Annotated in this window: 13 protein-coding genes; 7 read left to right on the forward strand and 6 right to left on the reverse strand. The window is 72.5% G+C overall.

Annotated elements, in window-relative coordinates:
• From J3R08_RS15965 to J3R08_RS15975, 3 genes are all read right to left on the reverse strand, one after another.
• Window positions 1-189: a hypothetical protein gene (locus J3R08_RS15965; protein WP_209961822.1), complete on the reverse strand. Its 189-nt coding sequence runs from the start codon at window positions 187-189 to the stop codon at window positions 1-3.
• Window position 190: 1 nt separating this feature from the next.
• A complete protein-coding gene (locus J3R08_RS15970) occupies window positions 191-1,963 on the reverse strand; it encodes a hypothetical protein (protein ID WP_104113091.1) in 1,773 nt (590 codons plus the stop codon).
• A 266-nt stretch (window positions 1,964-2,229) separates the two neighbouring features.
• Complete coding sequence (locus tag J3R08_RS15975; protein ID WP_307849466.1) at window positions 2,230-3,111, reverse strand: Crp/Fnr family transcriptional regulator; 882 nt, start codon at window positions 3,109-3,111, stop codon at window positions 2,230-2,232.
• A gap of 294 nt (window positions 3,112-3,405) precedes the next feature.
• On the opposite strand from J3R08_RS15975, the gene J3R08_RS15980 reads away from it, so the two are divergent.
• The 3 genes from J3R08_RS15980 to J3R08_RS15990 are packed head-to-tail and all read left to right on the forward strand — an operon-like array spanning window position 3,406 to window position 10,495.
• Complete coding sequence (locus tag J3R08_RS15980) at window positions 3,406-4,713, forward strand: hypothetical protein (RefSeq protein ID WP_209961826.1); 1,308 nt, start codon at window positions 3,406-3,408, stop codon at window positions 4,711-4,713.
• Between the two features lie 17 nt (window positions 4,714-4,730).
• Window positions 4,731-6,656 (forward strand): caspase family protein, encoded by a 1,926-nt coding sequence (locus tag J3R08_RS15985; RefSeq protein WP_209961828.1) that lies wholly within the window; start codon window positions 4,731-4,733, stop codon window positions 6,654-6,656.
• The gene (locus J3R08_RS15990; protein WP_209961832.1) at window positions 6,650-10,495 is read left to right on the forward strand and encodes a CHAT domain-containing protein; all 3,846 of its coding nucleotides are present in this window, start codon (window positions 6,650-6,652) and stop codon (window positions 10,493-10,495) included. The genes J3R08_RS15985 and J3R08_RS15990 overlap by 7 nt, the downstream gene beginning before the upstream one ends.
• A gap of 26 nt (window positions 10,496-10,521) precedes the next feature.
• Here J3R08_RS15990 and J3R08_RS15995 read toward each other — a convergent pair whose 3' ends face one another.
• Together J3R08_RS15995 and J3R08_RS16000 are read right to left on the reverse strand one after the other, a co-directional pair.
• The gene (locus tag J3R08_RS15995; protein ID WP_209961834.1) at window positions 10,522-11,889 is read right to left on the reverse strand and encodes a pyridoxal-dependent decarboxylase; all 1,368 of its coding nucleotides are present in this window, start codon (window positions 11,887-11,889) and stop codon (window positions 10,522-10,524) included.
• Between the two features lie 9 nt (window positions 11,890-11,898).
• Entirely contained in the window at window positions 11,899-13,860 is a 1,962-nt protein-coding gene (locus J3R08_RS16000) for a BTAD domain-containing putative transcriptional regulator (RefSeq protein ID WP_209961836.1), read from the reverse strand.
• 98 nt (window positions 13,861-13,958) lie between these two features.
• Between J3R08_RS16000 and J3R08_RS16005 the strand changes: the two genes are divergently transcribed.
• The 3 genes from J3R08_RS16005 (at window position 13,959) to J3R08_RS16015 (ending at window position 16,685) form a co-directional block, all read left to right on the forward strand.
• Complete coding sequence (locus tag J3R08_RS16005) at window positions 13,959-14,837, forward strand: alpha/beta fold hydrolase (protein ID WP_209961837.1); 879 nt, start codon at window positions 13,959-13,961, stop codon at window positions 14,835-14,837.
• A 73-nt stretch (window positions 14,838-14,910) separates the two neighbouring features.
• Window positions 14,911-15,879: an ATP-binding cassette domain-containing protein gene (locus tag J3R08_RS16010; protein WP_209961839.1), complete on the forward strand. Its 969-nt coding sequence runs from the start codon at window positions 14,911-14,913 to the stop codon at window positions 15,877-15,879.
• Complete coding sequence (locus tag J3R08_RS16015; protein ID WP_209961841.1) at window positions 15,876-16,685, forward strand: ABC transporter permease; 810 nt, start codon at window positions 15,876-15,878, stop codon at window positions 16,683-16,685. Before J3R08_RS16010 ends, J3R08_RS16015 begins: the two co-directional genes overlap by 4 nt.
• Before the next feature lie 43 nt (window positions 16,686-16,728).
• Here the strand turns inward: J3R08_RS16015 and helR are convergent, their stop codons facing one another.
• Window positions 16,729-18,900 carry an RNA polymerase recycling motor ATPase HelR gene (gene helR, locus J3R08_RS16020; protein WP_209961842.1) on the reverse strand — a complete coding sequence of 724 codons (2,172 nt, stop codon included), beginning with the start codon at window positions 18,898-18,900 and terminating at the stop codon, window positions 16,729-16,731.
• Window positions 18,901-19,121: 221 nt separating this feature from the next.
• On the opposite strand from helR, the gene J3R08_RS16025 reads away from it, so the two are divergent.
• Window positions 19,122-19,913 carry a TetR/AcrR family transcriptional regulator gene (locus J3R08_RS16025; RefSeq protein WP_209961843.1) on the forward strand — a complete coding sequence of 264 codons (792 nt, stop codon included), beginning with the start codon at window positions 19,122-19,124 and terminating at the stop codon, window positions 19,911-19,913.
• Window positions 19,914-19,988 lie beyond the last annotated feature (75 nt).

Genomic DNA, 19,988 nt, shown 5'->3' on the forward strand with positions numbered 1-19,988 from the left:
TCAGTCCCGGCGCGGGCGGCGGACGACGAGTTCCCCTGGTGGCATCGGCTCCCAGTCGGGAAGGTTCTCCACCATCCTCCGGGCCCGGCTGGTGCTGCGCTTCGCCGCGGCGATCGGTTGCCGGGCCCACGGAACGCCGGAGGCCGGCGCATCGGCCACGAGATCCGTGGCCGGTTCGGACATCTCCATGTCACGCCTCCTCTGCTCGACCGGGGACACGGCGTTCGTGCGGGCTTCCCGGCGCCCCCGCGGTGGCAAGGTCGGCAATCAGAGCCCGTACGTTCGACTCCCTGCTGTCAGCGTCTGTGAACCGGGTGGTCCAGTCGGTCAGTTCGGCGCCGGCAGCTCGCAGTTCGACCAGTGACCGCTTCCGGGCTGCCGCGAGCCGAGCACGGGCGGCGTTCTGCTTCTCGGCTGCGGAGTCGGCCTGGGCGCGGAGCAGGAGGCCCCAGGCCACACCACCCCCGACGGTAATCACAAGGCCCACTGCGAGGCCGGCGACGGCAGATCCGAACACGGCGACGAGGAGCAGTACCACGATCGGCGCGATGATTCGCTTGCGCCAGTCGAAGGCGAGACCCGCGAGGAACGGCTCGGTGTGCCGTGTCCAGTGCGAGGTCAGAGAGCGCTCCAGCGCGTCCAGCGGGCGCTCGAAGGAGCCGGTCCACGGGGGTGGCTTGAAGCCCGTCACGTCGGCGCGTTCGCGCAGGTCGAGGGTCACCGTGACCGTGGAGGGCAATCCCAGGCGGTAGTCCCGGGTGAACGCGCTGTGGGCGTCACTGAGCCAGTCGTGGCAGAACGCCAGGGCGAGCCGTTGGGTCTGTGGCGACACCCCAATGCCGTCGGGATCGAGGGCAGAGTCGGTCTGGATGGTCAGGTAGTCCCTCACGTCCTTCAGTGCGGCCAGTTGGAACGGTGTCGAACGGGCTGCCTCCTCAAGATCCCCGTCGGCCGCCACGATCGCCTCCTTCGCCGCCAGTTCGCGCCGTAGCGGAAGTTCTTCGGGGTCGTACTCCTCGACCAACATGTCGAGGAGGTCGTCGATGGCATCCTCGATCCGGTCGGTGGGCGACGGCGGGGTGTTCAGCACGGCGACGTACCGATCGATGATGGACTGGTGTGCCTCAGCTCCGGCGAGCGCGCGTTCCAGCTGCGGCCACTGCGGCGAGGACGCGCCGAGTCGAGGGAAATCCTCTCGAAGGCCTTCGGGCCGGACGAACGTTTCCATCTCGCGCCGCCACCGGTTGAGTTGGGCGTGCGTGGATGCTTCGTCGGCGAGCAGGGTGCGGCGCCACGACTCGAGTCGTTCCCGGGTGAGCGTCAACGCATCGGGACCGAAGGCGCCGTGCGCAATCGCCTCCAGAATCAACGCGAATTCACGGTTGAGCGCCGCCGGGTCCTGGGCATCAAGGTAGTGCCTCAGCCATCGGACTGCACTCGCCCGTCGCCCTTGCCGACGCAAGATCAGTGTCATCAGCAGGGAGGTGCGCTCCGGGGACCGTCGGTACGCCTCCTCGACCGCCCGGACGCACAGGTCGGGATCGTCGCCGACCCAGGCGGCAAGCGCGACGAGGACCGGCGCGAGCCAGTAGCGCGGGGTCTGGATCATCAACTGCTCACCGACCGCCTGGACCGTGTCCTCGCTGACCAGTCCGACGTCGAAGGACTGCAGCATTCCGACGGCGGTTCGGCGTACCACCTTGTGGTGGCCGAACTGGTGCTCGATGTCGTTCTTGAGGGCGCCGATTGCGGTCTCGGCACGGTGGACGTTCGCGGTGCGTTCGGCCTGCTGCGCGAAGCGGGCGAAGGCCAGGCGCAGCTCAACGAGGTCGTTTCGGGTGGCCTGTTGCTGCTGCTCGATTGCGCCGACCGTGTCGTCCACCTTGAGGATGTTCTGCCTCAGGTTGAAGATCTGATTTTCGATGCTGCGGAGCTGGCCGCGGAGCTGGTTGACGTCGGACATGATTCTCCGGTGGGGTCAGAGAAGACGGGCGATGGGTCGCCGAAGGGGAATGGGCAGCTGAAAATCGGCGGTTGGTCTAGTCGGCAGTCTCGCGCGGCACGATGTGGAGGTCCCCCTCACGGGATTAGCCAAGTTGAATCATTTGCTGAATATTTGCGGCGACGACCTTTGTTTCGCGTCGACCGAAGAGGTCAAAGGGGCGACCGAATGGCCAGCGGACTACAGGTCCGTTCGGCGGCCGGCCAAGCGGCTCGGCCGATGCGGGCTCACCGGACGTGGCGTGACATCCGCCGCAGGCCGGCCGGATCCAGGACGGTGAGTCGGCGGTAGGTGGAGTGGATCAGTCCCGCCCGCCGTAGTGCCCGTAGGGCTTTCTGGACGGTGTCCTCCGAGGCTCCGACCATGGTGGCGAGTTCACGTTGGCTCAGCGGAACGTCGATGGCGACAGCTTCGTGAGCGGCCCGCCGCCCGAACCGTACGGATATCTCGACGAGTACGCGGGCGAGACGCACCTCGACCGGGAAGGCCACGAAGTCGGCCCGCCGGTCATTGGCCCAGCGCAGCCGCTCGGCCAGCGTGATGGTCACGAGCCGTGCGACATCGGGATACCGGATCAGCACCGTGCCGAACGCCTCTGCGGTGACCAGCCGCGCGGTGACTGTGCCGCACGCGATCACGCTGGCCATTCGGGGCTGGTCGGAGAGGGCGGCGGCCTCACCCACGATGTCTCCGGCACCCCGGATGGCGACGAGCGCCTCGATCCCCTCGATGTGGGTGGTCACCTTGACGAATCCGCTGGTTAGCAGGATCACGTGGCGGTCGCGGTCGCCTTCCCGAAGGATCCGGTCACCCGGCTCGTACCGTCGGGGCCGACCGTGGTCGAGCACCTCCTGGCGCGTCGTCGGGGGGAGACGGCCCAGGAATCCGGTGGCACGCGGCTCACCCGGGAGCCGGTCGGCACCGTCCACGTCGACCCCGTCGTGCGAGTGTGGTCCGCTGGTGATCCAGCAAGTGTGCGACATCCGGCGGCTGCCCGCAACGCCGCGCCGCCTCGCGATGCAGGTTGAGGCGATCGGCCTTATCGGCGATCGGGGTGATCGTATGTCCACGTCGGCTCCTCCGTATCCAGGTCCGCCGCAGCCTGGCATGGCGGGATTCGCAGGACTCCGTATTTCTGCGGGATCTTCACGGGCGCGGTCCGGAACGGTGAGAGTCGCGCGGGGCGGCGGATGACGCCTCGTCCAACCGTGTCGTGCTGTTGTCGGTTGGTTGACACTCGGTATTGCTCCTCGCCGAGATATGGCAAAGATCTGTTACTCGCAGGCGTCCAATACGTCAACCAATGGTGTAACGCGCGCGTGACATAAGAGCCTGGGTCGATTGCCTTTTCGGGGCGTGCCGATAGCTGCAATCGACCATCGGGCGACGAACTGGAGGGCAGTTTGACCCGCGACGACGTGGTAACCGGCGAGGAACTGCTGCGGCCGGACGACGTACTTGCCCACACGGCGTTGTCGACTGATCGGCCCAGGGATCCGGAGGACCCGAACTACTTGGCAGACCCGGCGACCGTGAGTATCGGACGCCCCCTGCTCTTTCCCATCCCGGCCGAGGAACTGCCGGCTCCGCTGCGACGGCGTGCCGACGTCGGCGGGCGGCGCTACTACGGCATGATCATCGCATTCGACCTGGATCCGTTGGGGGGAAGCCGGCGTTACACGCTGGCTCGCTTCGAGGTTGCCCTAGATGACGAACACGCGGCCGCGATTCGCGTCGACGCTGACGGAGGTGCCCTCGGACTGAACTACGGGTTCGATTCACCGCGCCCGCTGACTCCCGCCGCCGAGCGGGCAGTCGGGGCCGCCCGCCCCGGCTGGCTGCTCCGGCTGGCACCTCGCACGGGCCGGCCGCGTGCCTGGTCCTTCGGAACCGGGCGGCGCCAGTTCGGCTGGACTTTTCCGGATCCGACCGGTCAGAGCCTGTTGCCCCTGACCTATGGAATGCACGCGCTCGTGGAGCTTCCGGCCGCTGCCACGACGGTGTCCGGACGCGTTGGACTCCGTGTCGAGATGGCCGTGCCCGGCCGAGGCCGGATGGTCCGACACCAGGCCACCGTCCGGGACTCTGTCAGATTCGAGGAAGCTCTGCCCGGGCCGGCGGAACCGAGCTCGGCGGCGGTACGGCTGTGCATGGCAACGGACGTCGCGAGCTACAGCCGCCGATCGAACGACCTCGCCGAGCGGACCCAGTCCTGGCTGGTCCAGGTGTTGTCCGACGCGCGACGCGCCGCCGGTCTGGACGAGACTGCGATCGCCCTGCAGCCACAGGGCGACGGTCAGTTCGCCGTACTGCCGGTCGGCATCGACGAGTCGGTGGTGATCCCACGCCTGGTGGGCGGTCTGGCCGAGGCGTTGTCGCGGACGAACCGGCTTCTTTCCGCGGCCGAGCGGGTCCGGCTCCGGGTGGCCCTCCACCGTGGACTGATGAAGCCAGCGGACAGCGGATGGGTGGGCACCGCGGCGATTGCCGTACACCGGATCCTCGACAGTCCGCCGTTGCGGGCTGCGCTGCGGGACAACCCGCATGCCGACTACGTCCTCGGCGTTCCGGACCTGCTCTACCGCGATGTCATCCAGCACTCCGTCGAGCCGCCACTGCCAGACCAGTTCGAGGAGGCCACCGTCGAGCTGCCGGAGAAGCAGTTCGTCGAGCATGCCTGGATCCATGTGCCCCCAGGACGACGCGGATGAGCCGCAAAGTCCTCGCGTTGCTGGTCGGGATCGACCACTACCGCGCGGCACCGGGACTGCGCGGAACCGTCAACGACGTGACACTGGCCGAGCAGTTTCTGAAGACACGTTGCCCGGAGCAGGACCCGTCGTCGATCCGCGTGCTGCGTGACCAGGAGGCCACGCGGACGGCGATCATCGTCGGCCTTCGAGACCACCTCGGACGAGCCGGACCGGGGGACACGGCCATCTTCTGGTTCAGCGGGCACGGCTCGCGGATGGCGGTCCCCGCCGAACTCTGGCATCTGGAGCCGAGCGCCGAGATGCAGACGCTCGTCTGCCACGACAGCCGCTCCGATGGTGTCCCCGAACTCTCCGACAAGCACCTCTCGCTGCTGCTCGGCGAGATCGCCGCGCGTGGCGTCCACCTGGTGGTCGTCCTGGACAGCTGCCACTCGCAGAGCGGCACCCGCAACCTGAGCCGGGCGCTTCCACCGGTGACCGACATACCCTTGATCGAGGCGTTGCTGCCGGATCTGCTGGCCGCTGCCTCCAGGCCACCCGGGCAGTACGTGGAACTGGCCGCCTGCCGCTCCTCCGAGACGGCCGTCGAGACGTGGGTGGACGGTCGGTACCACGGACTGTTCAGTTGGTCCCTGATCAGCGCCATGCGACGCCTTGGATCGGCGGCGACGTATCGTGACTTGCTGACGGCTGCTCGGTGCGAGGTCGAACGGTACGTGTCCGCGCAGGTCCCGCAGCTGGCGCCCGCCAGTCCGGGTATCGCCGACCAGCCGTTCCTGGGTGGTGAGGTGACGCCGTCGGCCGGCGGTATGCGAATGCGCCGCGTGCGGCGTGACTGGGAGATCGACGTTGGCAGCTGCCACGGCCTCCTGGCGGACGGGTACGACGACATACGGGTGGCCGTACCCGGGCCAGAAGTTCGGGAGGCGCGTGTCGTCCGGATTCTTCCCGAGCGCAGCGTGGTCCGTCCCCTTGGCTGGGAGCCCGATGACGATCTGCAGTACCCGGTGGTGCTCAGCCGGGTGCCGACTCCGGCGATCACCGTCGGGGTGGACGCGGCACACCAGCCAACTTTGGACCTCGTGCTGGCGGCCCTCGAGACGGCCGGGCCTGCCGGTGGCCCGTCGCCGCACGTGCGGATACTCGGTCCGGACGAGGAGCGGACGCCCGAACTGCGCCTGGACGTGCCCGAGCCCGACCGGGTCCGCGTCAGTGACGCTGAGGACTTCCCGCTCTGCGATGACCTGACCGGTGTGGCCCGCGACGGCGGTCGGCGGGTGACCGCCGTGCTCGAGCACATCGCCCGGGTGAAGCGCGTGAAAGCCCTCACCAATCCCGTCTCAGCCCTGGCTGACGTGGTCACGCTGGAGGTCGTAGAGGCCAGGCCCGGTGAGGTGGCCGCGCCCGCGGAACGCCCACCGTTGCTTCCGGGCGCCGACGGCGTGCTGCGCCTGCAGTACCGCAGGGAAGCCGACCTGTGGGTTCCGCCGACGGTGTTCGTCCGGATCCGCAATGCCGGCGACCGTCGGTTGCACTGCGTCCTGCTCGACATCACCGAGCGGCATCGCGTGCACGCCGGCCTCTTCCCCGGGGCGTACGTCGCGCCGAAGCACGTGGGCGCGGCGCTCTACGGACGGCCGGTGGAGCTGCGGCTACCCGCTGGATCCGTGGTGGAGCCCGGCGCCACGACGCGGGACTGGCTGGTGCTCCTCGCGGCCGAAGAGGAGTTCAGCTCGTCACCGTTCGAGCTGCCGCCGCTGGACGAGGCGTGGCCGGGTCGAACGAGGGCGCCGCTGGTGGTCTCCGGTCTACTCGGTCGGCTCGGGCTGGCTGCGGTCCATCGTGACGCCGGCACGATGGAGGGGAGCGCGTGTGACTGGACGACAGCGGTCGTGCCGGTGGTGACGGAGGTGCCGGGCTCGGTCGAGGCCGAATGGTGAGCGAGGAGGACGAGTGGATCGCGCGGCTGGCTGCGCTCGTCACCGCGCCGCCACCGTGTGCCGACCTCCCCGGGCTGTCCGGCATGCTTGGACTCGCGCATCTGAAGCGGTACGACATCGGTGGCGAACCGGCCGACCTCGACACCGCCGTCGATGCTCTGGAGCGGGCGGTGACCACCGCCGAGGCCCACCCGGATGCGGCGCTATGGCACTGGCAGCTCGGCTTGGCGCTCGCGGCACGGGCGAAGCTCGGCCACGGCTCGAAGGATCATGACGGCGCCGTCTCCCATCTCACGGTCGCGTACCGGCGATGGCCGACCGACGACACGGACCGGGATGACGTGGCAATGGACCTGGGGGAGGCGGTCTGGGATCGATTCCTCGCCCGGAGGGCGGACAGCGTACTCCCGCCCGAGACCGCCGCGGCGGACGCGGACGAGGCGCTCGGCACGCTGCGAGACATCCACCTGGTCTCCACGTCCTCGGATCACGCGGCGCACTTGGCGGTGGTACGGGGAATGGCGCTGCTCGCGCGATACGACCATGCCGGTAGGTGTACGGAGGACCTCACCCGGGGCGTCGCCGAGCTCACGGCCGCACTGGATGCGCTCCCCGTCGACATCGAGTCCCGCTACGCCACCGCCGCCGCGGATCTGGCCTGCGGCCACCTGGAACTAGCCGGTCTCCAGCGGGACCGGGCCCACGTCGAGATCGCCGCGTCCGCTGCGCGGCGCGCACTCGGGCCGTGCGATCCCGGAACGCCGGGCTGGATCTCACTGCACCGCGCTCTCGCCGCTGCGCACGAAGCCCTCTGGGAACTGGACGGGAACGCGGCTGACCTGGGTGTGGCCATCTCGGGTTGGCGGACGGTTCAGGAGGCCGACCCCGACCCCGCCGTCGCCGTCCGCCTGGCCGACCTGCTGCGACAGGAGGCGGTCGCGACCGGTGACCTCAAGGGGCTGACGGAAGCCGGTGCCGTGTTGGCCGAGGCGTTGTCGTCGACAGATGACCGCGGGCCGGTGTGGCGGGCACTCGGGGAGACACACCTGCTGTGCTGGCAGCTCGCCCGCGCGCCGGAGGCGCTCCGGAACGCCATCGGGTGCGCCGATGACGCGGTCGCGGCTCTCGGCCGGGCGGACGACGACCTGTTGGCGGCACACATCCTCCGGGTCGTGGTCGGGTACGAGCTGCTCACCTACCATGATCCGCAAGCCGGCGCCGTTTACCTGCGTACGGCGCTCAACGACGCCGACGAGGCGTTGACCGATCGGGTGGGCGCCGACGCCGAACGACGCGTGGCCCTCGCCGCCATCGTGCTGTACGGCGAGTTCGCCTACTTCGGCGAGACACAGGCCGAGATCGACGTGGCGAAGCTGCGCCGGCTGCTCGCACTGGGCCGGTCGACCGGCCCCCCGCCCGAAGGGATCGCGGGCGCACTAGACGCGGCAGCCGGACTGCTCGACCAGTACCTTCACGCCACTGGCGCCGAGCCGGAGGCGGGCGCGGGAGTCGAGGCGGTGGTACGCGCCGGGCGTGACGCCAGACTCGCGCGGACCGAGGGGGCGCGGCTGCGAGTGCTGCTGTACCACGCCTTGTACACCAGAGCGGCCACCACGGGTGATCTGCGCGCGTTCGGTGCCGCTATGGATCTGGCGGAACGATCTGCCGACGTACTCCCCGACGAGGGCGAACCCGGCGTCGGCCTCCCCGCGGCGGCAATGCTCATGGGGGCGGCCGGGCGAGGCGCGGGCGGTGACCTCGACGGTATGCGGGAGACGATCGGGCGGATCAACGCGTACGTCCCCGATCGGACGCTGGAGCCGATGGTCCGCGCCTTGCGGACGGCCGCGGCGCTCGCTTCGGGCGATCGGCCGGCGGCCGCCCTGCCGCCGCGTCCGCTGCCACCTGGAGAGCTGCCCTACCAGTCGGTGGCCGACGCGATCATCACTGCCATCCCCCAGGTGAGTGTCGCCGCGCTGCATGGCGACGGGCGGATGCTGCGGCTGTGGGCCGACCACCTCAGCGATCTGGCGGAACGGCTGCCACGCGGGCACGTGGCGCGGACGGTGAGCTGGAAGCTGGCGGCACAGGCCGAGCTGGGTCTGGGGAGCCGGGGCGCGGCCGCCCGTGCCGCCGATCACCTTGGTGTGGCGGTGGCGGAGTGCGGCGGGCCGGAGAACCCGCTGTGGACCGACTTGACGCGTGACCACGCTCGGGCGCTGCGGCTGGCCGGCGGTACCGACCGTGAGCGCACTCGCCGACTCGGGCTCGCCGCGCTCGCGGGCCATGCGCGGCGAGTCCTTCTCCAGGCGGGCACCGACCATGCCCTGGAGGCGGCCCGGGAGGCCACGGTGGACGCGGCCACCGTGCTCCGCTGGTGCCTGCAGGACCAGGCCGATGACGACGCCATCGTCGCCTTGGACGCGGGACGGGGACTCGTACTGCACGCCGCGACCGAGTCCCGGACGGTGGCGGATGTGCTCGACGAGGTCGGACGGTCCGACCTGGCCGACGAGTGGCGGCGCACAGAAGGACTGGGACGCGACCAGGTCACCGGTCGGCCGCTCGACGCCGTGGCGGCCGCCGATGAGGTCCCCGACGACCTGCGTACGCGGGTGCTGCGGGTCCTGGACGCCGCCGGCCACGATCCGGTGGCGCAGGTTCGAGTCGAGGACCTTCGCGCCGCACTTATCGACGTCGGCGCGGACGCGATCGTGTACCTGGTCCCCGCAGCCGGCGCCGTGCCCGGATTCGCGGCCGTCGTACCGGCCCGATCTGCGACGTTCCTGGTCGAGTTGCCCCAGCTACTCGTCACCCCCGGGTCACCGCTGCGGCGGTTGCTGACTGCGGGGCTGGGTCCCGTGGCGGCCGGACCCCTTCGAGATGCGGGACCTGTGGGCTCGACCGGGTCGGTCATGTCCGGCTCACCGCTGGATGACCTGTGCCGATGGGCCTGGCGTGCCGCCATGGCGGAGGTCGTCACGATCGGCCGGGACCTGCGTGCCGCAGGGCCGGCCCGTTTGGTCATGGTTCCGATGGGCATCCTCGGCCTCGTGCCGTGGCACGCCGCCTACCGGGAGACCTCGTCTGGACGGCGGTACGCCGTACAGGATGTGGTCGTCTCCTACACTCCGTCAGCGCGCCTGCTCTGCGCCTCCTCCACCAAGCCACCGACGTCCACCCGGTCGGCACTCGTGGTCGGGGATCCCCTCGGCGACCTGCCTTTCGCCGGCGCCGAAGCGCGAGCAGTCCACCACCGGTTCCATCCGCAGGGGCGCTACCTGGGCGGTCCGTCTGAGGGCCCGGACAGTCTCGCCCGACCCGACGAGGTGCTGGCGTGGATGCGTACCGCCTCCGGCCCGGCCGTCCTGCACCTGGCCTGCCACGGCCGCGTCGATCCCGCGCGCCCGGCGGACTCCTCCCTGGTGCTCGCCGGGGGCGAGCTACCCGCTCGGCACCTGCTCGACGCGTCGCGGCGCGCGGCACTCGAACTGGGGCAGGTCTTCCTGGCGGCCTGCACCACGAGCCTGATCGGCGGTCTTCACGACGAGGCGTTCAGCCTGGCCACCGCATTCCTGGCGGCGGGTGCCCGGACTGTCTTCGGGGCGCTGTGGTCGGTACCCGACGTCGGTACCTCGCTGCTGATGTACCTGGTGCACCATCACCTCCATGTCGATGGGTGCCAGCCGGCCGAGGCGCTGCACCGTGCACAGCTGTGGATGCTGGACGCGGATCGGGTGCCACCGCCCGAGATGCCCGTCGAGCTGGCGTCCCAATGCTCTCGGGCCGACCTCGCCCAGCCGCTGGCCTGGGCGGCGTTCATCCACCTCGGACGGTGAACGACTGCCTTCGGTCGGTGGATCCGTCAGTTGGCCACCCGGATGATGGCCGCCACCGACCGGTCCACGTCCGCCTCCGTCGTGGTCGCGTTCGACACCGAGATCCGCATCAGCCGCCGCCCCCGCCACGTCGTCCCGCCCACCCAGCACGTCCCGTCGACCTGCGCGGCGGCCACCACCCGGTCGGTGCGCGCGTCGTCGCCGAACCCGACGAGCACCTGGTTGAGCACCACGTCGTTCACCACCTCGAACCCGGCTCCGGCGAGCCCGTCGGCGAACCGGCGCGCCAGCGCGCAGCACCGCTCGACAAGCGCGCCGACGCCGTCGCGGCCCAGCTCCCGCAGGCCCGCCCAGACCGCGAAACCCCGGGCGCGGCGCGAGGACTCCGCGGTCAGGTCCGCGCCCGCCGGCACACCACCGGAACCCACGAGGTACGCGGCCGCGAGCGACATGGCCGCCGCGTGCGCGTCGGGCCGGGCGCAGAACACGAACGCGCTGTCGTACGGCAGGTTCAGCCACTTGTGGCCGTCGCAGGCCCACGAGTCGGCGTTCTCCAGTCCGTCGACCAGGTGCCGGGTCGACGGGCTGGCAGCCGCCCACAGCCCGAACGCGCCGTCCACGTGCGCCCAGCCGCCGTACCGGTGGACCAGGTCGCAGGCCCGGCGCAGGTCGTCGCACGCGCCGGTGTTCACGTTGCCCGCCTGCAGGCAGACGATGGTCGGGCCGGGACCGGCGTCGCGCAGCGCGGCTTCCAGGGCGTCCGGGTCGATCGCGCCCTGCGGGCCGGTCGGCACCGCGTGCAGCGCGTCGGTGCCGAGGCCGAGCAGGCGCAGCGACCTGTCGATGGTGGCGTGCCGCTCAGCCCCGGCGAACACGCGTACCGCAGGCGCGCCGGACAGGCCGCGCCGCTCCACGTCCCAGCCGGCGTCGGCGAGCACCTGGTGGCGGGCGGCGGCGAGCCCGGCGGTGTTCGCCGCCTGCGCGCCGGTGACGAAGCCGACCGACGCGGTCGCCGGGATGCCCAGCAGGTCCTTCAGCCAGCCGCCGGCGGCCGTCTCGGCGGCCACGGCGGCGGGGGAGGTGACCGCGTTGAACGCGATCTGGTCCCAGCCGACGGCCAGCATGTCGGCGGCGGTGGCGGCGGGCGAGGTGCCGCCGACGACGAAGCCGAAGTAACGGGGGCCGGCGGTGGCGACCAGGCCCGGCTCGGCGGCGGCCACCAGGTCGGCGAGGACCTGCCCGGGCGGGGTGGGCGCGTCCGGCAACGGACCGGCGAACGCCTCGGTCAGCGCGGCCTGGTCCACGGGTACGCCGACCGGCCGGTCCGGCAGCGACAGCCGGTAGTCAGCCGCATGGTCGGCGGCGCGCCGCAACAGGTGCCTCAGCTCGTCCATCGCCGCACCCTAGCCCCGGTCGCCGCTCCCTTCGAGGGCGGCGTCGAGGCGGTCCAGGTGTGCGGCCACCGGCCCGACGGTGAGCAGACCGCTGCCCGCCCCGGCCACCTCGCCCGCCGCCGGGACGAGCGCGTCGCGCGCCCGGAGCGTCGCGTCCCGGTCCCCGAGCGCCACAGCGGCGCGGCCGGTGAGGCACCACAGCGCCTCCTGCAGCAGTTCACGCGGCGGCGCCGGGGTGCGGCGCAACGCCCTGGCTGCCTCGTCGCGCCGGTCGGCGGCGAGCAGCAGCAGCGGGCGCGTCCAGGGCGCGTACGGGCCCCAGTCGGTGTCGGCCGGGAAGTCGGCGGGCCGGTCGTGCCACACCCGCAGGCACAGCAGCGCCAGCGGCAGCAGCCCGCGTTCCACGCCGGGCATCCCGCAGCCGGCCAGCCCGGTCGCCCACGACCGGTACGCCGCCTCCGCATCCGGGTACGCGGCGCCGGTGGCGGCGGTCCGCATGGCCCGGTAGCCACCGGTGAACACACCGACGAGGGGGCTCTCGTGCCGGGCGGCGAGCCGGTCCGCCGCGTCGGCGTGCGCGTCGGCGGTGGTGAAGTCGGCGAGCGCGCTGCGCGCCTGCACGCGGATCAGGTGCCCGAGGATCTCCACTGTGGCCAGGCCGTGCCGGGCGGCGAGCGCGACCAGTTCGACGCCGACCGCGTCCCGCTGCGGGGCGAGCCCGGCCCGCTGGAACGTCTGCATGTAGACGCCGTTGAGCGCCTGGGCCAGCAGCGCCGGGTCGGCCACCCGCCGGGCGATCGCCTCCGCTTCCCGCGCGGACTGCGCCGGGCCGGGTGACGCCGTACCTCGGGACTCGATCGCGACGGTGGCCAGCAGCCGGGCGCGGGTCGCCTCCGGCGCGTCCGGGCCCAGCCCGGCGAGCGCCCGCTGTGCCGCCGCGACGACCCGGGCCGCCTGCGCCGGGTCGTCCGAGCGGGTCCAGATCGCGGGTACGTCGTACCCGCCGATGACCCGCGCCGTGAACTCCGGGTCGCCCAGTTGCTCGGCGGCGCTGATAGCCGCTTCGCGCTGGTCCCGGGCGGCCTCCAGTCCGCCCGGCCCGGTCACCGCGAGGCTGCGCAACAGCCCGACCGTGGACTCCAGCCGGGCCCGCGCGCCGGGCACCACACTGCGCTCGTACGCCGCGGCGGTCTCGGCCCAGACGCGCGCCGCGCCGGTCGGTTCGGGTTCGGCCTGGCGCAGCAGGTCGGTCTCCAGCCGCCGCAGCCGGGGTCCGGGGTCCAGCCCGAGCTGGTCGCGCAGCAGTTCCCGGGCGCGGCGCAGCACGGCGAGCGCGTCGGCCTGCCGTCCGGCGCGGTAGAGCGCCGACGCCAGCAGCGCCCACCCGTCCTCCCGCCACGGGTACGCGGCGACGTGCGCGTCGAGATCGGGTACGGCGTCGGCGGCCCGGTCCAGCGCCAGCAGCGCCTCGGCCCGCCGCTCCACGGCGGTGAGCCGGATCTGGTCGAGCCGGGACCGTTCGGCGTGCGCCCACGGCTGGTCGAAGTCGGCGTACGCGGGTCCGCGCCACCAGCCCAGCGCCTCGTCGAGCCGGTCGAGCGCGGCCCGGGGCAGCGCGTCGGCTACTGCGCTGACCGTGTCCTCGAACCGCCAGGCGTCGACGGCGCCCGGGTCGGCGCGCAGCGCGTACCCCGGTCCCTCGGTGACCAGCAGCCGGGCCGCCTCGCGTGGCGGACGGCGCGGCTCAAGGCGGCGGCGCAGCGCCGCGACGAACGTGCGGACCGCGCCCACCGCGCCGGCCGGCGGGTCGTCCCACAGGTCGTCGACGATCTGCCCGACCGGCACCACCCGGCCCCGGGCGGCGACCAGCCGGGCCAGCACGGCCCGGTGCCGGGGCCCCTTCAGGTCGACCGGCTCACCCGCGTCGTCCCAGGCCGTGACCGGACCGAGCACACCGAAACCGACAGGCACCGACCCCTCCTCGACCCGGGCCACCGTATCGCGCTCATCGGTTGCTCATCGGGCGCCGCCACGCTGGTCAGGTACGACGAGACGAAAGAAGGATCGAGATGAGCACCACCATCGCGGGATTCGACTACCAGCGCGTTCCGGTCGCCGAGGGCGTGACCCTGAACGTGGCGGTGGGCGGCTCCGGCAGCCCGGTCGTGCTGCTGCACGGCTTCCCGCAGACCCACCTGATGTGGCGGCACGTCGCCGCCGACCTGGTCGGCGAGCACACGGTGATCTGCCCGGACCTGCGCGGCTACGGCGCCAGCGACAAGCCGGCCGCTGCCAGCGAGGACACGTACAGCAAGCGGACCATGGCCGCCGACGTGGTGGCGGCGGCCCGCGCGCTCGGACACGAGCGGTTCGCGCTCGCCGGGCACGACCGGGGCGCCCTGGTCGCGGTCCGGGCCGGCCTGGACCACCCGGACGCGGTCACCCACCTGGCGTCGCTGGACGTGCTGCCCACCCTCGACATGTGGGACGTGCTGCACGGCGCGTCCGCGTCGGTGGCGTTCCACCTGTACCTGATGGCCCAGCCGCCCGGCCTGCCCGAGCAGATGATCGCGGCCAGCGCTGACGCGTTCTTCGGGCACTTCCTCGACGCCTGGGCGGGTGACCCGGCGGCCATGCCGGCCGACGTGCGCGCCGAGTACCTGCGTGCCTCCCGGGAGGCGGTCGACTCGATCGTCGCCGACTACCGGGCGTCGGCCGGGATCGACGTGGCGCACGACCGGGCCGACCGGGACGCCGGGCGGCGGCTGGCCATGCCGGTCACCGTCATCCAGCAGGACTGGGGCGCCGCGCTCGGCTACGACGCGGCGGCGGTGTGGCGGGCCTGGGCGCCGGACCTGGAGCACCGCACCACCACCGCTGGGCACTTCATGGCCGAGGAGGCGCCGGGCGAGATCACCGAGGCGCTGCGCGTGCTGCTCAAGCGCTAGGCGCCGCAGTCCCTGGCGGACGGCTTACCGTACGTTGTACGGTAGTGGCCGTCGTCGACGGAGGGGGACAGACGTGGAACACGCGATCCTCGCGGAGGGCCTGCGCAAGCGGTACGGGGGCAACGTTGCGCTGGACGGATTCGACCTGCGCGTGCCACCGGGCACCGTGTGCGGGCTGCTCGGCCCGAACGGCGCGGGCAAGACCACAGCCGTCCGCATCCTCGCCACGCTGCTGCGCCTCGACGCCGGGCGGGCCGAGGTCGCCGGCTACGACGTGGCCGGGCAGGCCGACCGGGTACGCCACCGCATCGGCCTGGTCGGCCAGCATCCGGCGGTGGACGAGGCGCTGAGCGGCCGGGAGAACCTGGTCATCTTCGGCCGCCTGTTCCACCTGGACCGGGCCGGGGCGCGGCGGCGGGCGACCGAACTGCTCGACCGGTTCGGGCTCGCCGACGCCGCCGATCGGCCGGTACGCACGTACTCCGGTGGCATGCGCCGCCGCCTCGACCTGGCCGCCGGCATGATCCTCGCGCCGTCGGTGCTGTTCCTCGACGAGCCGACCACGGCGCTGGACCCGCGCGGGCGCAACGAGGTGTGGGAGGCGGTACGGGACCTGGTGCGCGGCGGCACCACGGTGCTGCTGACCACGCAGTACCTGGACGAGGCCGACCAGCTCGCCGACCGCGTCTGCGTGCTCGACGCCGGGCGGGTGATCGCCGAGGGCACCCCGGACGCGCTCAAGTCCCGCCTGGGCGGCGACCGGATCGAACTGGTCGTCCGCGACGCCGCCGACCTCGCCACCGCCGCGCGCCGGCTGCGCGCGGTGGCCCGCTCCGAACCGGCTGTCGACCCGGACCGGCGGGCGGTCAGCGCCCAGGTCGGCGAGCGGGCCGGTGCGCTGACCGAGGTGCTGCGCGCACTCGACGCCGACGGCGTGGGCGTGGCCGACGTGGCGCTGCGCCGGCCCACACTGGACGAGGTGTTCCTCCAGCTCACCGCCACGTCCTCCGCCGCCCGCACCGGCGTGGAGGTGACCGCGTGACCGCGACGGTGAACCCCGCGCGCCGTGCGTCGCTGGCCGGTGACGGCCTGACGTTGACCGGGCGCGCGCTGGCGCACTGGCGGCGCGAGCCCGGCCCGCTGATCGGCTCGCTGGGCTTCGACATCCTGATGGTGCTGATGTTCGCGTACCTGTTCGGCGGCGCGCTCCAGGTACCAGGCGGCGGCAGTTACCGCGAGTTCCTGATGCCCGGGATGTTCGCCATGACCATGGTCTTCGGCATCAGTATGACCACCATGGCGGTCGCGGCGGATCTGGACCGCGGTGTCACCGACCGGCTGCGGTCCATGCCGGTGTCGCGGCTGGCGCCGCTGCTCGGCCGCGCTGTCGCCGACCTGATGTTCGCGGTGGTGACGCTCGCCGTCATGCTGCTCGTCGGCCTGGCCGTCGGGTGGCGGGCACGCGGCGACCTCGGCGACACGCTCACCGCGTTCGGGCTGATCCTGCTGCTGCGGATCGCGCTGGTCTGGGTGGGCGTCTTCCTCGGCCTGACCGTGCAGGGACAGAGCGCGGTCACGGCCGTGCAGACGCTGGAGTTCCCGCTCGGTTTCCTGTCCAGCGCGTTCGTGGCGCCGTCCACCATGCCCGCGTGGCTGGGCGCGGTCGCCGAGTGGAACCCGCTGTCCGCCACCGTCGGCGCCACCCGGGAGCTGTTCGGCAACCCCGGCTGGGGCGGCGACTCCTGGGTGGCCGTGCATCACCCGCTGCTGGCGGTGCTCTGGCCGCTGGCGCTGATCGCCGTGTTCCTGCCGCTGTCGCTGCGCCGCTACCGGGCGCTCAGCCGCTGAGCCGGACCCCGGGGGCGGCCGTGCGTCGCCCCCGGGGCACGGGTCACGGCCCGGTGAGCACGACCAGCTCGCCGGTGGCCCGGGTCATCGCCACGTACCGGTCCACCGCGCCGGAGATGCCGTCGCCGAAGGACTCCGGGTCGACCAGCACCACCAGGTCGAATTCCAGCCCCTTCGCCAGCTCCGGCGTCAGCGACCGGACCCGGTCGGTCGCCGGGAACCCGGGATCGCCGATGACGCACGCGACGCCCTCGGGATGGGCGGCGAGCCAGCCGTCCACCACCGCGCGCAGCTCGGCGCGGTCGCCGTACCGCACGGGGGCGCCGTCGCGGATGGACGTGGGCACGTTGGCGTCCGGGAGCACGGCCCGGATCACCGGCTCGGCCGCCGCCATCACCTGCGCCGGGGTGCGGTAGTTGACGGTCAGCGTCGCCACCTCGACCCGGTCGAACCCGGCCCGCGCCAGCCGCTGCGGCCACGACTCGGTGAACCCGTGCCGCGCCTGCGCCCGGTCGCCGACCACGGTGAAGCTGCGCGACGGGCAGCGCGCCAGCAGCATCTGCCACTGCGCGTCGGTCAGCTCCTGCGCCTCGTCCACCACGACGTGCGCGAACGGCCCGGCCAGCAGGTCCGGATCGGCCACGCTCAACGCGCTGGAGTCGACCAGGCTGGTGCGCATGTCCTCGCCGTACAGCATGGTCATCAGACCCTCGCCGTCGTCGTAGGCGTGCGACGCGATCAGCGCGTCGACCACCGTGTCCATCTCGGCGCGCTGCGCGGCCAGCACCGCCTCGTCGCGGCGCCGCCGCAGCGACGCCTCCGGGTCGCCGACCCGCCGCCGGGCCGCGTCCAGCCACGGCAGGTCCGCGACCGTCCAGGCCCGGGCGTCGGCCCGCCGCAGCGTACGGATCTCCTCGACGCTCAGCCAGGGCACGCACCGGCGCAGGTAGGCCGGCACCGACCACAGGTCGGCCACCACGTCGAGCGGGTCGAGCAGCGGCCACGCCCGGCCGAACGCGGTCACCAGTTCCCGGTCGCGTCCCAGTGCCCGGCGGACCGCCTCCTCCGGCTCGTCCCCGCGGTACTTCTCCACCAGGATCGTGAGCAGTTCCTCCCACACGTCGTCGCGGGCCTCGTTGTGCGGGACGCCCGGGCCGGCCGCCTCGAACGCCGTCGCCCAGTCGTCGGCGGTCAGCCGCAGCTCGGCGTCCCCGACCCCGACAGTCATCCCGGTCGCGGGCGGCTCCTCGTAGAACCGGACCGCGGCGTCGACAGCCCGCACGACGTCCGCCGACGCCTTCAGCCGGGCCACCTCCGGGTCGGTCTCCGGCGCCGCCGCCGCGCCCTCCGGCACCAGGTCGGCCAGGGTGCAGATCTGCACGTCCTCCTCGCCCAGGCTGGGCAGCACGTCGGAGACGTAGTTCAGGTACGGCTGGTGCGGCCCGACGACGAGGACCCCGCCGCGGCGCTCGCCGAGGCGCGGGTCGGCGTGCAGCAGGTACGCGGTGCGGTGCAGCGCCACCACCGTCTTGCCGGTGCCGGGACCGCCGTCCACCACCAGCGCGCCCCGGGAACCGGCCCGGATGATCGCGTCCTGGTCGGCCTGGATGGTGCCGAGCACGTCACGCATCCGCGCCGACCGGGTCGCGCCCAGGCTGGCGATGAACGCCGACTGGTCGTCCAGCGCGGCGTGCCCGGCCAGAGCGTCGGCGGTGAACACCTCGTCCCAGTAGTCGGTGATCCGCCCTCGGCTCCACCGGTACCGGCGGCGGCTGACCAGGCCCATCGGGTCGGCGTGGGTGGCGCCGAAGAACGGCTCGGCGGCGGGGGAGCGCCAGTCCAGCAGCAGTCGGCCGCCCGCGCCGTCGGTCAGGCCGAGCCGGCCCACGTACACCGGGGCCGCGCCGTCCGCGCCGACCATCCGGCCCAGGCACAGGTCCAGGCCGTAACGGCGCAGCGTACGCAGGCGCGCGCTCAGCCGCCGGACCTCCTGGTCCCGGTCGACGGCCTGCCGGCCCCGGCCGCCGGCGGACCGGCGCGCCGCGTCGAGCCGGTCGGTCAACTCGGCGATCGAGCGGCGCAGGCTGTCGGCGATGACGGCGAAGTGCCGCTCGTCGTCGGCGATCAGGTTCGGGTCGGCCTTGGCCGACAGACGTTCGGGAAGATCGAAAACGCTCGTGGCAGGCAGATTCAACTCGTCTCCGATCACGGGCACGGCCGAGCCTCCGCTCTTCGCGGCTTTTCGAATGCCTCGGCAATGGGTTACGGCCGGCAATTCTGCGCCACCACCCGGGGCTTGCCGCAAGACCGGGGGTGCGCTATATGTTGGTAGTGGCGGGAGAACCCGCCATTCTTTTTGCCCGAACAATTCTCGTGGCTTTTCCCGGCGTCCCGCCGACGGGCCGCGACCGGCGTGGCCGGTAGGATGACGGCACCATGTCGAAGGAGCGCCGGCGCAAGGCCGATCCCGCCCGCAGCCTGGCCCTTCTCTGGCGCACCCGGGAGCCGGCCAGCCGCGGCGCCGGTCCGGGCCTCAGCGTCGACCGGATCGTGCGCGCCGCGATCGAGATCGCCGACGCCGAGGGCATCGACGCGCTCACCATGCGCCGGGTCAGCGAGGCGCTCGGCGTGGGCACCATGTCCGTCTACACGTACGTGCCGGGAAAGGCGGAACTGCTCGACGTCATGGTGGACGCCGTTCTCGGTGACCTTCCGCGCCCGGCCGACGTGCCGGGTGGCTGGCGGGGCCGGCTGGAACGGATCGCGCGGGACAATCTGGCGCTCTACCGGTCCCACCCGTGGCTGTTGCGCGCCGAGACGACCCGGCCGGTGCTCGGCCCCAACGTGCTCGCGAAGTACGACTACGAACTGCACGCCGTCGCGGACATCGGGCTCGACGACGTGGAGATGGACGCGGTGCTCACGCTCGTGCTGGGGCACGCCAAGAGCGCGGCGCGGGTCGCGCTGGACGTGGCCGAGCTGGAACGTGAGACCGGGATGACCGACGACCAGTGGTGGCAGACGCACGGGCCCTGGCTGGAGAAGTTCATGACCGCCGGCAGTTTCCCGCTCGCCGCGCGGGTCGGCACGGCCGCGGGCATGGCGCACGGCGCGGCGTACGGGCCGGATCACGCCTTCGAGTTCGGTCTGCAGCGGGTGCTCGACGGCATCTCGGTGGTGGTCGCCGAACGTGCCGCGGGTGAGCCGGGGCGCGGGAAGACCTTGTAATCCTACTGGTTAAGTAGGAAACTCTCCGTGGGGTCGATGAGCCCTCGGCTGCCCTCCCTCGCCCGCGCGTACCCG

The sequence above is a fragment of the Micromonospora sp. HB375 genome, assembly GCF_017872985.1.
Lineage (GTDB): Bacteria > Actinomycetota > Actinomycetes > Mycobacteriales > Micromonosporaceae > Micromonospora > Micromonospora chalcea.

Coding starts and splice junctions, on each gene's coding strand:
- J3R08_RS15970 (WP_104113091.1), bottom strand. CDS start 1,963: ATGTCCGACGTCAACCAGCTCCGCGGCCAGCTCCGCAGCATCGAAAAT.
- J3R08_RS15990 (WP_209961832.1), top strand. CDS start 6,650: ATGGTGAGCGAGGAGGACGAGTGGATCGCGCGGCTGGCTGCGCTCGTC.
- J3R08_RS16005 (WP_209961837.1), top strand. CDS start 13,959: ATGAGCACCACCATCGCGGGATTCGACTACCAGCGCGTTCCGGTCGCC.
- J3R08_RS15965 (WP_209961822.1), bottom strand. CDS start 189: ATGGAGATGTCCGAACCGGCCACGGATCTCGTGGCCGATGCGCCGGCC.
- J3R08_RS16025 (WP_209961843.1), top strand. CDS start 19,122: ATGTCGAAGGAGCGCCGGCGCAAGGCCGATCCCGCCCGCAGCCTGGCC.
- J3R08_RS15995 (WP_209961834.1), bottom strand. CDS start 11,889: ATGGACGAGCTGAGGCACCTGTTGCGGCGCGCCGCCGACCATGCGGCT.
- J3R08_RS15975 (WP_307849466.1), bottom strand. CDS start 3,111: ATGCCAGGCTGCGGCGGACCTGGATACGGAGGAGCCGACGTGGACATA.